This is a genomic window from Flavobacterium denitrificans DSM 15936 (genome assembly GCF_000425445.1).
GTDB lineage: Bacteria > Bacteroidota > Bacteroidia > Flavobacteriales > Flavobacteriaceae > Flavobacterium > Flavobacterium denitrificans.
Window position 1 is genome coordinate 43,051 of record NZ_KE384377.1, and the last position, 13,332, is coordinate 56,382.

Annotated in this window: 12 protein-coding genes; all 12 read right to left on the reverse strand. The window is 33.9% G+C overall.

The window, feature by feature from the left end:
- Nucleotides 1-19: 19 nt before the first annotated feature.
- Nucleotides 20-601 (reverse strand): NUDIX domain-containing protein, encoded by a 582-nt coding sequence (locus H600_RS0111970; protein WP_026729000.1) that lies wholly within the window; start codon nucleotides 599-601, stop codon nucleotides 20-22.
- Nucleotides 602-656: 55 nt separating this feature from the next.
- Nucleotides 657-1,928, reverse strand: a complete 1,272-nt coding sequence (locus H600_RS0111975; protein ID WP_026729001.1) for an adenylosuccinate synthase — start codon at nucleotides 1,926-1,928, stop codon at nucleotides 657-659.
- A gap of 97 nt (nucleotides 1,929-2,025) precedes the next feature.
- Nucleotides 2,026-2,490 carry a Fur family transcriptional regulator gene (locus H600_RS0111980; protein ID WP_026729002.1) on the reverse strand — a complete coding sequence of 155 codons (465 nt, stop codon included), beginning with the start codon at nucleotides 2,488-2,490 and terminating at the stop codon, nucleotides 2,026-2,028.
- Nucleotides 2,491-2,674: 184 nt separating this feature from the next.
- Nucleotides 2,675-3,217 carry a hypothetical protein gene (locus H600_RS22725; protein WP_026729003.1) on the reverse strand — a complete coding sequence of 181 codons (543 nt, stop codon included), beginning with the start codon at nucleotides 3,215-3,217 and terminating at the stop codon, nucleotides 2,675-2,677.
- Nucleotides 3,218-3,433: 216 nt separating this feature from the next.
- Nucleotides 3,434-5,653, reverse strand: coding sequence for a RelA/SpoT family protein (locus tag H600_RS0111990; protein WP_026729004.1), 2,220 nt, complete (start codon nucleotides 5,651-5,653; stop codon nucleotides 3,434-3,436).
- 170 nt (nucleotides 5,654-5,823) lie between these two features.
- Nucleotides 5,824-6,612, reverse strand: a complete 789-nt coding sequence (locus tag H600_RS0111995) for a TrmH family RNA methyltransferase (protein WP_026729005.1) — start codon at nucleotides 6,610-6,612, stop codon at nucleotides 5,824-5,826.
- Nucleotides 6,613-6,772: 160 nt separating this feature from the next.
- Nucleotides 6,773-7,858 carry an alkaline phosphatase family protein gene (locus H600_RS0112000; RefSeq protein ID WP_026729006.1) on the reverse strand — a complete coding sequence of 362 codons (1,086 nt, stop codon included), beginning with the start codon at nucleotides 7,856-7,858 and terminating at the stop codon, nucleotides 6,773-6,775.
- A 33-nt stretch (nucleotides 7,859-7,891) separates the two neighbouring features.
- Entirely contained in the window at nucleotides 7,892-9,223 is a 1,332-nt protein-coding gene (locus H600_RS0112005; protein ID WP_026729007.1) for a DUF58 domain-containing protein, read from the reverse strand.
- Nucleotides 9,224-9,302: 79 nt separating this feature from the next.
- The gene (locus H600_RS0112010; RefSeq protein WP_026729008.1) at nucleotides 9,303-10,316 is read right to left on the reverse strand and encodes an AAA family ATPase; all 1,014 of its coding nucleotides are present in this window, start codon (nucleotides 10,314-10,316) and stop codon (nucleotides 9,303-9,305) included.
- A gap of 41 nt (nucleotides 10,317-10,357) precedes the next feature.
- A complete protein-coding gene (locus H600_RS0112015; RefSeq protein WP_026729009.1) occupies nucleotides 10,358-11,563 on the reverse strand; it encodes a DUF4350 domain-containing protein in 1,206 nt (401 codons plus the stop codon).
- Nucleotides 11,556-12,329, reverse strand: coding sequence for a hypothetical protein (locus H600_RS0112020; protein WP_026729010.1), 774 nt, complete (start codon nucleotides 12,327-12,329; stop codon nucleotides 11,556-11,558). Before H600_RS0112020 ends, H600_RS0112015 begins: the two co-directional genes overlap by 8 nt.
- A gap of 23 nt (nucleotides 12,330-12,352) precedes the next feature.
- On the reverse strand, nucleotides 12,353-13,324 hold the full coding sequence (locus tag H600_RS0112025) for a stage II sporulation protein M (RefSeq protein ID WP_026729011.1): 972 nt from the start codon (nucleotides 13,322-13,324) through the stop codon (nucleotides 12,353-12,355).
- Nucleotides 13,325-13,332 lie beyond the last annotated feature (8 nt).

Sequence of the window (13,332 nt, forward strand, 5' to 3'; positions counted from 1 at the left end):
CAAATTCGACGTTTGAAATTTAAATAAGCCCTTTTATTTTTGCATGTTGCAACAAAATAATAGTCTTAGCATCGACAATTTCGCCAGATTCGATCATCGCATATGCTTCTTCAAAAGTATATTCTAAAACCTCAATATTTTCTTGTTCTGTATCAAGTCCGCCACCTTCGCTTACTTTCATGCTTTCGTCGTATTCTCCAACAAAAAGATATAAAATCTCAGTTACAGCGCCTGGCGACATATAAGTTTCAAAAACTTTTTGAATTTTGCTGATACGATAACCAGTTTCTTCTTCGGTTTCACGAATAATGGCTTGTTCCGGATTGTCTTTGTCCAAAAGTCCAGCACAAACTTCAATCATCATTCCGGATTTATTTCCGTTAAGGAAACTTGGTAAACGAAACTGACGCGTTAAAATAACTGTTTTCTTGGTTGAATTATATAATAAAATTCCAGCTCCGTTTCCACGATCATAAACTTCGCGCGTGTGGGTTTGAAGCGGGGCATTTTCTTTTTGATACGTAAACGTAACTTTGTTTAAAATATACCAATTGTCTGATAATAACTTAGTTTCTGTAATTTTAATTTCTGGATTTTTCATAAGGCGAATAAATTTGTATAAAAAAACGCTCTGATTATCAGAGCGTTTAAAAGTATTATTTTGTAATTGTTTGCTTTCTATCTGGTCCAACCGATACAATTTTGATTGGTACTTCGATTTCTTTCTCAATAAACTCAATATATTCTTTTAGCTCGCTTGGCAATTGATCATAAGTTGTCAATCCAGTTAAATCTTGTTTCCATCCTTTAAACTCTTTGTAAACAGGAGTAACGTTTTCTGGTTCAATGTTGTATGGGAAATGAGAAATGTTTTGACCTTTATAATTGTATTCAGTACAAACTTTCAAAGTTTCGAAACCAGAAAGTACGTCACCTTTCATCATCATTAATTGAGTAACTCCATTTACTTGAACAGCATATTTTAAAGCTACTAAATCTAACCATCCACAACGTCTTTGTCTTCCTGTTACAGATCCAAATTCGTTACCAACTTTTGCCATTGTAGCACCAACTTCGTCAAAAAGTTCCGTTGGGAAAGGTCCGCTACCTACACGTGTAACATAAGCTTTGAAAATTCCGTAAACTTCTTTGATTTTGTTTGGAGCAATTCCTAAGCCAGTACAAGCTCCAGCAGCAGTAGTGTTTGATGAAGTTACGAAAGGATAAGTTCCGAAATCAACATCTAATAAAGATCCTTGAGCACCTTCACAAAGAATAGATTTACCCGCTTTTTGAGCTTGGTGCATATATTCTTCACTGTCAATGAAATCTAATTTTTTCAATTCTTCGATAGCTTCAAAGAATTCTTTTTCAAGTTCAGCTAAATTATATTGAATAGCAACATCATAAAAAGCAATCATTGCCTCGTGTTTGTCTGCTAAAGCTCTGTAACGCTCTTTGAAATCTTCTAATTCAATATCTCCAACACGCAAACCGTTTCTTCCTGTTTTGTCCATGTAAGTTGGCCCAATTCCTTTAAGAGTAGAACCAATTTTTGCTTTTCCTTTTGATGCTTCAGAAGCTGCGTCAAGCAAACGGTGTGTTGGCAAAATTAAATGTGCTTTTCTGGAAATGATTAATTTGCTTTTGATATCAAGGTTGAATTTCTCCAAACCTTCGATTTCTTTTTGAAAAACTACAGGATCGATTACAACTCCATTTCCGATGATGTTTACTGAATTTTTATGAAAAATTCCAGAAGGAATGGTTCTAAGTACGTGTTTGATTCCGTCAAATTCTAATGTATGTCCTGCATTTGGGCCTCCTTGAAAACGTGCAATAATATCATAATTTGAGGTAAGTACGTCTACAATTTTTCCTTTACCTTCATCTCCCCATTGTAATCCTAGTAATAAATCTACGGTCATTCTGTTTTAATTTGCGTTGGGACAATCTAAGTTGTCCTACTGATTATGTAGTTAATTTTTCTTTTTTTCTTTTTTGAAAGTCTACTGTTTTAAAAGACTATGAATTTGAGTTTTGCTTTTTATTTCCATAGAAATAAAGCGAGTGATTTGTAATTTCAATATCAAAAATTTCTTCAATTGTCTTTTTGATGGTTTGAATTCTTGGATCACAAAATTCGATTACCTCACCAGAATCTGTCATAATGATATGGTCATGTTGTTTATCAAAATATGATTTTTCGTAGTAAGCCTGATTTTGTCCAAATTGATGCTTTCTAACCAAAGCGCAGTCCAACAATAACTCGATCGTGTTGTATAAAGTAGCTCTACTCACACGATAGTTTTTGTTTTTCATCTTGATATAAAGATTTTCAATATCAAAATGTTCCTCGCTATCGTAAATTTCCTGAAGTATAGCATAACGCTCAGGAGTTTTGCGATGCCCTTTTTGCTCAAGATACATTGTAAATACATTTTTTACAATTTCTTGATTCTTAGTGTTGTCAGTTGAAATAAGTGTCATATCTGGCAAAGATAATTTTTTATTTTAATGAATAAAAGTTTATGGTTCAAAGTTTAACTTTCAAATTCAGAATTTAGTGGCGTCAACGCTTCTGTTTTTAAGGTTTTACATTATATTTTGTTTATCCCTGAACGAAAAGTTTATTAACATATTTATTTTGATTTGCAATAAAACTAACAAATGTTTAATTGGCTTTTGTCATAAACATATACCAGTTCCATTCCCATGTTTTTCCCTTGTCATCACTCATCGCTTGACTCCATATTGGGTTTTTCTGGTCTCTAGCATCCCAACGAAATACTTGAATAACAGCTTTTCCTTCAAAAATATCTTTAGAAAAAAAATGGCCGACATTGTTTTCAAAAGAGCCCACAACAGGTTTGTCTAAAACTCCTGTATTGGAGTCAGACCAATATATGCTCCACAATTTGGTTTTTGGATTAAACAATCGAACGGTCATTCCTTCAAAAGGTTCTCCGTCAAATGTGGCAAGAAAATTATCAATATTGCCAATTCCGTTCAGGATTTTATACATTTCCTGCGTTGATGGAAACTCAATCCATTCGGTGCAATTTGCAAAACGCTTTTTTAGTTTTTTATTTTGAATGAAAGACTTTCCCTGAAAAAAATCAAAATCATCTTTTGAAGAAGATTCAGAAGCTGTAATAATAAGTTCGCCATTTGTATCAAAATGGATTTCAGGAATTTCTAAGTTTTCATTTTCCATAAAAAAAATATTTAAGTTCTTGTTTGTTCTCTTTATGCGTAATTATTTTAAACACATAGAAACATAGGTTTTAGTTCTAAAAAAGAAGGCAAAAAGAAATTAGTTTCTAACACATAGTCTCTGTTTGTTATTAAAAGTGAAACGCCTTTTTTGCGTGTTCCAAATCTATGTTTCTATGTGTTAAAATATTTTTTATACACTCTTTAGTCGTGAATATTATGTTCGATATTCTCTTGTAACTTTATCTACGCCATCTATTTTTTTGATAGCATTAATCATTTTTTTCAAAATGGTATTGTTTTTCACAATTACCGCAACTTGTCCGTGAAAAATTCCAGCATCTGTACTCAACGAAATACTCTGAATATTCACACTCATATTGTTTGAAATTACTTTTGTCAATTGGTTGGTAAGCCCTAAAACGTCCATTCCGGTAATGTTGATAATTGCCTTAAACTCTTCCTGAGATGAATCAATCCATTTGGCGCTCATAATTCTATAAGCATAATTCGACTGCATCCCAATTGCGTTTGGACAATCTTTTTTGTGCACTTTTATTCCTTCATTTATGGTAACAAAACCAAAAACATCATCTCCAGGAATTGGGTTACAGCATTGCGAAAGCTTGTAATCAAGTTTGTCATGTTCAGTTCCAAAAACCAGCATGTCGTAGTTGCTGCTGATGACTGGTTTGTGAATATCCTCGTCTGCAGTATCTTTGTTTCTTTTGATTTTATTTTTAAAGAAATTTATAAACGAATTGCTTTTTTGTGCCGCATAATCCTTTAATTGCTGATTTTCGATTGCACCAATTCCAACTCTGTAAAATAAATCTAAACTTGTTTTTAGTTTAAAAAAGTTAACCAGCTCGTTTGTAACTTGCTCGTTTAGTGTGACTTTTAAATGTTTTAATTTTCTGGTAAGAAGTTCTTTTCCTTCTTCGCCAATTTTTTTCGTATTCTCGTTAAGAACGTTTTTGATTTTATTTTTTGCGCGAGAAGTAGTCACATATTCAAGCCAGTTCACGGTTGGTTTTTGGCTTGCCGATGTAATTACTTCAACCTGATCACCGCTTTTTAATTCATGATTTAGCGGTACTAATCGTCCATTGACACGCGTTCCTCTGGTTTTGATTCCAATTTCAGAGTGAATGCTAAAAGCAAAATCCAATGAAGTGGCACCTTTTGGAAGCGATTTTATTTCTCCTTTTGGCGTAAAGACGAAGATTTCTTTTGAATACAAATTCATCTTGAAATCTTCCACAAAATCTACTGCATTTGTTTCTGGATTTTCTAAAGCTTCGCGAAGCAAATTCAACCAAGTGTCAAGTCCGCTTTCTTCAGTAGCCCCATTTTTGTATTTATAATGCGCTGCATAACCTTTTTCCGCAATTTCATCCATACGTTCGCTTCGAACCTGAACTTCGACCCAGCGTCCTTTTGGTCCCATAACGGTGATGTGAAGCGCTTCGTAACCAGTTGATTTTGGAGATGAAATCCAATCACGCAAGCGGCTTGGGCTTGGTCTATAATGATCGGTTACAATCGAATAAATTTTCCAGGCAATGAATTTTTCATCATGTGGATCTGATTTGTAAACAATTCGAAGCGCGAATTTGTCGTAAACTTCATCGAAGCTCACATTTTGCGCACGCATTTTTCGGCGAATCGAATAAATAGATTTCGGGCGGCCTTTTATGATGTAATCGATATTTTCAGCATCAAGGGATTTTTTTAAAACGTCAGAAATGTCTTTGATGTATGCATCTTGTTCTTCCTTAGTTTCTCTGATTTTGCTTACGATGTCATTGTAAACATTTGGTTCGGTATATTTTAATCCTAAATCTTCTAATTTGGTTTTGATATTGTAAAGTCCTAAGCGATGGGCTAGAGGAGCGTAAATATAAAGTGTCTCTGATGCGATTTTGGTTTGTTTGTATTCCGCCATCGAATCCATAGTCTGCATATTATGAAGACGATCGGCCAATTTTATCAAAATCACACGCACGTCATCATTCAATGTAAGGATCATTTTTCTAAAATTCTCGGCTTGCATTGAAGCATTCAAGTCTTTTTGAACCAATGAAATTTTAGTTAAACCTTCAACCAGTTGTGCAACTTTCGGGTTAAATAATCGCTCAATTTCTTGCACCGTCATTGGTGTATCTTCAACTACATCGTGCAATAAGGCCGCGGCAATAGAGGTCGCGCCCAGACCAATTTCTGAGGCAACAATTTTTGCAACTGCAATAGGATGAAAGATATACGCTTCGCCAGATTTGCGTCTTTGTTCTTTGTGAGCATCGACAGCGACATCAAATGCTTTCCGAATTAATTTTTTATCGGCAGGTGTTAAAGTCTGATAACTTATTCGAAGTAATTCTTTGTATTCTTGCGCAATCGCTTTGTTTTCTTTCTCAATATCTATTTCTATCATAACGGCATATTCAAGTACTAAAAATACGCATTAGTTTGAATATACGCAAGGGAATAAATTTAGATTTTAGAATGCAGTCCCGAAGCCTCGGGATAGATTTTTTGCTAAAGAAAATTAAAAATTAAAAATTGAAAAGTGAAAAGTTTTAAATTAAACCTTAGAACCTTATATCAAAACCCTCTCTGACGTTTCGCCTCAAAAATTAAAATTGCAGCAGCAACCGAAACATTCATGCTGTCGATTTCGCCTTGCATAGGAATAATAATGTTTTGCGTAGCATTATCACGCCATTCTTGCGTTAGGCCAGTTGCTTCTGTTCCAACAACCAAAGCGGTTGGCGTGGTGAAGTTTTGAGTGTGATACGAAGTTGAGTTTTGCAACGTCGCACTGTAAAAATCGATGTTTTTTTCTTTTAAAAAAGAAATGATTTCTGTAGTTGTTCCAGTCGCAATTTGGTTAGTAAATAAGCAACCAACGCTAGAACGGACAATATTCGGGTTGTATAGATCGCTTTTTGGATTGGCAATTAACACAGCGTCTAATTTAGCTGCGTCTGCTGTACGTAAAACAGCTCCAATATTTCCTGGTTTTTCTAAGGATTCTACAACCAGAATTAATGGGTTTTCAGATAATTTTAAATCTGATAATTTTAGCGATTTGGTTTTGGCGACAGCCAAAATCCCCTCAGTTGTATCGCGATAAGCTAGTTTTTGATAGACTTCTTTATTGATTTCGATGATCTGAAAAGGAGCAGAAATCAGTTTGTTGATCTCTGATTCAGAAACCAATTCTGGTAAAAATAAAACGGTTTCAATTTCGTAACCGCCTTTTATGGCTAATGAAATTTCACGTAAACCTTCAATTAAAAATGTTCCGGTTTGTTTTCTGGCTTTGGATTTTTCTTGAAGTAAAACCAAAGATTTGATAAACGGATTTTGAACTGAAGTGATTTGTTTCATTTTGTTTTAAGGCTCAAAGTTGCAAAGGAGCAAAGGTACAGAGTTTTTTTCTTCCTGCAAGGTTTTTAGAACCTTGTAGGTTTAACGGTAAAGTTTTTCCGCCACGAATTACACTAATTCTAATTCGTGAAGAATTGGTGAAATTTGTGGCGGAAAAAAACTATTTCTCAAAAACTTCTTTTATCTCTTCAGTAACAGGATGGTCTGTTGTGAAATTATAGCCGAGAATTTTTGCTAAAGTCTGCGCAAATTGTTTTTGATACAATTGTGATTCCGTTTTGATTTCGCCTTTTGGAGCAATTTCTGGACCTATTGCTGCAAACCAAATTTGAGATGCTCCCTCAACATCAGAGCCATGATCTGTCCATTGTTTTTTGTTTTTGTCACCGCGACCGTGATCAACTGTGATAAATAAAGTCGTTTTGTTTTTGTATTGCGGATCATTTTGAACAAAAGTCCAGATTTCTTGAATCCATTTGTCGACTTGATTTGCTGCGTCAAGATACGAACGATATTGTCCGTGGTGCGCCCATTCATCCGTTTCTCCGTAGGCGATATAAAGTACTTTTGGCTTTTTTGTTTTAAGTTCGTCCATGGCTTGATAATGTGTGAAAACATCCAGACATTCATCATCATGAAATGGCTTGTAGGAGTTGTCACGCATTTCATTTAATAATTTTTGAGATGGAGTTGGCTTATTTCCACCAATTTTGTCAAATGCTGAAATTACTGGAAATCCGCTTCTTTCTTCATTCAAAATTCGGTCAAAAGCATCCCATGCACCAAATGCTGCAACTTTTCCTTTAATTTTGGCTTGTTTGTTCAAAAACTCCAAAACATTCACATTCGGATTTGCTTTGTAGCCGTTTGAATTTACAGCTACATCGACATTTCCGGTCATGATTTCACTATATCCAGGATAACTGAACCAATACGGATTTGCAACATCAACCTTGTTTCCAAGATCACGATTGCCATAAATTTGCCCTTTTGAAGCAATTTCCGACCAGAAAAAAGGCATTATATTTTTGCGTGAAATTTTAAAATCAGCGTTGACATATTTTTTATAAATGTAAGCACTGTCACCTTGATTGAATTTTTTATCATTGGCAATTGCCTTATCTACGCCTTTAAAAACTTCTTGCCATCTAAATCCGTCTGTTGTGATGATAATAATGTTTTCTGTTTTTTGGGCAGAACTTAAAAAGCTTGCAAAAAGGAATATTAGTAAAGATAATTTTTTCATTTTTTTTGATTTAAGATGCGAAATTGTTCATATTTACAAAATTCCTCTCGCTTTAATTTCCAAATATTTATTGATTGCGTCAAGCGTAAGATTCTCAGGTTGCGTTAAGACCGAATGAATTCCGTATTTCTTTAATTCATTGACAATTAATCGTTTTTCAAACATGAATTTTTCGGCGATTATTTTGTCGTAAACCTCTTGAATTGTGTCTGTTTTTTTGTTGATGATCGAATTCAATTCTGTGTTTTGAAAAAAGACTACAACTAACAAATGATTTTTTGCAATTCCTTTCAAATAAGGCAATTGTCGGTTCAAACCGTCCATTGTTTCGAAGTTTGTATAAAGGATAATCAAACTTCGCTGATTGATGTTTTTCTTGATATCAACATACAATCGGCTGTAATCGCTTTCAAAAAAATCAGTTTTGATATTGTATAACGATTCAAGAATCTTTTGCATTTGGGCACCTCTTTTTTCTGCAAAAACTCTGTTTTCGACCTTTTTAGAAAAAGAAAAAAGTCCGGCTTTATCTTGTTTTTTCAAAATCACATTGGATAAAACCAAAGTTGAATTTATAGCATAATCTAATAAACTCAAGCCATCAAAAGGCATTTGCATTACACGGCCTTTGTCAATTACCATGTAAACCGATTGCGATTTTTCATCCTGAAATTGGTTGACCATCAAAGCATTTTTCTTTGCAGTCGCTTTCCAATTCAGTGTTCGCAAATCGTCGCCTTGAACATATTCTTTGATTTGTTCGAATTCCATTGTATGGCCAATTCGGCGGATTTTCTTTATTCCGTATTGGAATAAATTATTCGAAAACGCCAATAAATCGTATTTTCTTAATTGAATGTAAGAAGGATACGTTGGCACCATTTGTTCATTATTAAAAGTAAATCGTCTAGAAATCAATCGCAAAGGCGATGAAACATAGATGTTCAAATGACCAAAATAATATTCCCCACGCTCTGTAGGACGTAGATCGTAACCTATTTCTTTTTGCTCAGACGCTTTTACAGTTTTGATGATTTTAAAATCACGAACTTGAAACTGCACCGGAATTTCATCAATTATTTTTACCGAAACCGGAAAAGTATAATGATTTTTCAGAATCAAATTTATCGGATTCAAGTCTCCGTTTGATAATTTTTCGGGAGTGACGCGGTCTGCTTCAAATCCTGTTTTGGTCAAGTACAAAAGCAGCATGTCCAAACCTAAAAAAGTCACCAAAATCAAAACCCCAAACCAAACTGCATCATAAATATTTGGAAAGAAAAAAGCACATACAAATAATCCTACAATGCCCGCAAGCACATAGAAAAAGAAGTTGTTGAGATATAGACTTTTTATGAATTTCATCTTTTTTAGTTTTCAGTCACGGTTTTCAGTTTCCGTTTGCAGTTTTGAACTGTGACTGCAAACAGAGACTGAATACTACTTATCGCGGAATCTCGACTGTTTCAATAATCTGTTTGATAATTTCAGAACTTGTAATTCCTTCCATTTCTCTTTCTGGAGCGACGATAACACGGTGCTGTAAAACCGGAATTGCAGCTTCCTTGATATCTTCTGGAGTAACAAAATCGCGTCCGCGGATGGCGGCAAAACCTTTAGCAGCATTTAAAATAGCGATAGAAGCACGAGGCGATGCACCCAAATATAAAAAGGCATTTTCACGCGTATTAACTACAATTCTGGCAATATATTCTAATAAATTTTGCTCCACTCTGATTTGTTTTATCAGAGCCTGATATTGTTTAATTTCTAAAGCAGAAAGTACAGACTTTATAGCTTCTAATTTGCCATGATTTTCCAATAAATGTTCACGCTGGATAATGAGGATTTCTTCATTTAATTTTGGATAATCAACAGCTATTTTGAATAAAAAACGGTCTAATTGTGCTTCAGGCAAACGATATGTTCCTTCTTGCTCAATTGGATTTTGAGTTGCAATTACCAAAAACGGCGCATCTAATTGGTAAGCTGAACCATCAATTGTAATTTGTCGCTCTTCCATAACTTCAAAAAGTGCTGCCTGCGTTTTTGCCGGCGCACGGTTGATTTCGTCAATTAAAATTAAATTAGAGAAAATAGGTCCCTTTTTGAATTCAAATTCTGAGCTTTTCAAATTAAAAATAGAAGTTCCTAAAATATCTGATGGCATCAAATCTGGTGTAAACTGGATTCGGCTAAAATCAATATTCACCGTTTTTGCCAATAATTTTGCAGTGATAGTTTTGGCAACACCCGGAACTCCTTCCAACAAAACATGTCCGTTAGACAAAATAGCAACCAAAAGCTGATCGACCATTTTATGTTGTCCAACAATTACAGTTTCAATCTCTTTTTTAATGGCATTAACGTGCTCTAATAGCGGTGTTAAATTTATTCTAGTTTCAAAATTCACATTTTCGTTTGTGATTTCGTTTTCTGCGATGCTATTTTCGTCCATATTTTGGTATGTTTTCTTTTTGTGAATTTCGGTTAAAAATACTAATGTATAACTTTTTCGATTGCATTATTGATTCTGATTAAATCTTCTTTAAGACTTCCGTGGTAACTCTTTCGGTGTTCATTGATCAAAAAAACAAGTTCCTCAATATCGGCAATGTTTTTTCCAGTTTTATGATGTAACTTTTTAATAAAATCAGCATCAAGTTTTGTGGTATCAATCAAATATTCGTTTCGTATTTTTTCAAGGAAAAAAATGATTTTCTTGTCGATAATATTGGTATGATCACCTTCTTGATAATATAAATTCCCGATTGTTTTTGTAAAATCGACGGTCAAATTGACCAACGGTTTTACAATTGGAACAATACGCTGTTTTCTTTTTGCATTGAAAAAAATGAAAATCAAGATTCCGATAATACTTAGTAAATAAGCCCACTTTAAGCCCGGCTGACTGTAAATGTAACGCAGTGGAGAACCAGAAATGGATTCGTTATTTTGCCCTTTGGTGTACCAAAAAACATCCCCTTTTGGAATTTGCGACAATACTTTTTCAGCATATTGATAATGATTGTCTTTGAGCAAATGATAATTTGTAAAAGCTGCCGGTTGCGTATGCAGATAAAAATAGCCTCCGTTGTAGCGAACCTTTATGAAATTAATGTGTTTTTCATTTTTTGCCGTGCTTTGATAACCCAAAACTGTAGTTTCAGCGGTGTCGATTTTAGAAAAGTAATCTTCTACAGACTGCTTAAAAATGTATTTTTTGTTGCTCGCATTTGGATTTGCCATCCAAATTGAAGTCTTATGAAATGGCTTTAAATCATTTTGAATGTCCAATTTTAAGCTGTCCAATAAAATTTGCGGAAAATTTCTCATGCTTAAAAAAGCATTATTGCCTCTTGAAACAAAATAAAATAGTTCTTTTACAGACTGTTCGTCAATTTCATTTTGGGCTGCAATGTTCAAAAAAGTGCCTTTAATTCGGTAATCTTCAACTAAAGTATCTGCATTATATTGAGAATCCAAGTACTCATAAGGTGTTGTGGCGGAAATCCTTTCGATTTTTTGATTTTTTAAAAGACCTTTGATTTCTTTATCAAAAATATACAAACCGTACGGAATTTTGTCATGTACAGAAAACGTTGGACGCCAGTCAATTGGTTTTGATTGTCCTTTGCTTGTGAGTAAAATCAAGCCAAATATAAAAACCAGAATACCTATGTATATTTTAATAGTTTTATCCATGGCTAAAGGTTTTTATGGCTGTTTTAAAACGGTTTTGGGCTTTTAGAAAAATAGGCTCATTAATGTCAAATTCGCCGTACCAAATGTAATTGTATAAATACGATAAATAAGTAAACTCTTCTTTATGCAAGGGGCTTTGAATCTCGTATAAGTAATCTGAATTTGTTTTTTCAATATCCCATTCGATATAATTATTTTGTGCCATCACTTTCAGCAACCACAAATAATAATAACGAATCGCAATTCTTTTTTGACCAGATTCAATATTTTCTGCAATCAGTTTTTCGAAATCTAAAAGATGTATATTCTTTTCGGCATCAGAATAGTAAATGGTTCTTTTTTGTGCATTTTTGCCGAAAATCCATTGTCCTTCCTTATTGATTAATGCTTTTACAATCAAGAAAATAACAATTATAACAACTATAACAGCCAATGTTTTAAATAGAATGGCAACAAAATTCACAGAAGCTTGCGGATTGCTAAAAGTGAATATTTTGCTAAGTACGCGCGCAAGCCATTCTTTGAAATCATCCCAAAATGTTTTTTCTGGAGTTTTGGTTTCGTAAACAAAATCAGCGCTTTTGTATTTTTCTTTGAAATCTTTATCAAAAGTTTTCGGCGCTATTGTTGCCGAATCAATTTGAATGTCTTTTTCGGTATATTTAATAGATTCGATTTTTGGTGGTTCTTCTGTCACAAGAGAATCCTGTGCATTTGAAAAACTGCAACAAAAAGCAAAAAATAAAATGAAGAAAATTTTATTCATTATGGTCTCCGAATTAATCTAATTTAGGCTGATAATTGTTGTGTTTTTTTGTGAACGATGAAAGGATAAACCAAATAGTAAAATGAAATTATTCCTAATGTAAATAAGATGATAAAACTGCTTAGCCAATTTGGCATATCAATCGAATATCGCGTTATAAAACCCTCCAGAAATCCTGCACCAATTGTAAAAGGAAAAGTACTCAAATAGATTTTAAAACTATTTTTGAATCCAATTTTAAAAGAATTTATTCTAGAAAATGTCTTTGGAAATAAGATTGAGGCACCTAAAATGAATCCGGCTGCAGTTTCGATTACAATTCCAAAAATCTCCATGGCGCCGTGAATCCAAATTCCTCTAACGCTTTTCCAGAAAACGCCTTGCTCATAAAAGAAATACTGAAACGAACCCAGCATAATTGAGTTGTACATGCAAATGTAAAAAGTTCCAATCCCAGCAAAAATGCCAAAAAAGTAGCATTTTGCACCAACTAACAGATTGTTCATTGTAATGGCAATAAAACTTCCCCAATTGCTTCCAGAACCATAAACGGCCATTGGATTTCCTTTTTTGATGTTTTCCAAAGTTTCGTTTACGTACTCATCGCTAAGAATAAGGCGAACAAAATTAGGATCATATTTTGCCGAAATCACGCCAATGCAAACTGTTACAGTAAATAAAATGAAAGCATAAATCAAATACCGTCTGTACTGGTAAACAAGCAACGGAACTTCAGTTACAAAAAATTCTACAACTTTATTTTTCTCGGTTCTTTTTGTTTTATAAATCTTCTGATAAATTTGTGATGCAAGATGATTTAAGTAAATAACTGTTTTACTTTTAGGATAATACGTTTGCGCATACGACAAATCATTCATCATTTGAATGTATAAATTGGCTAATTCATCAGGATTTTTTTTAGCTTTACCCGAAATAGCTAGCTCAAATTCCAGCCATTTTTCTTTATTTTGTTTTATGAAGGCGATTTCTCTCATTGCAGGCT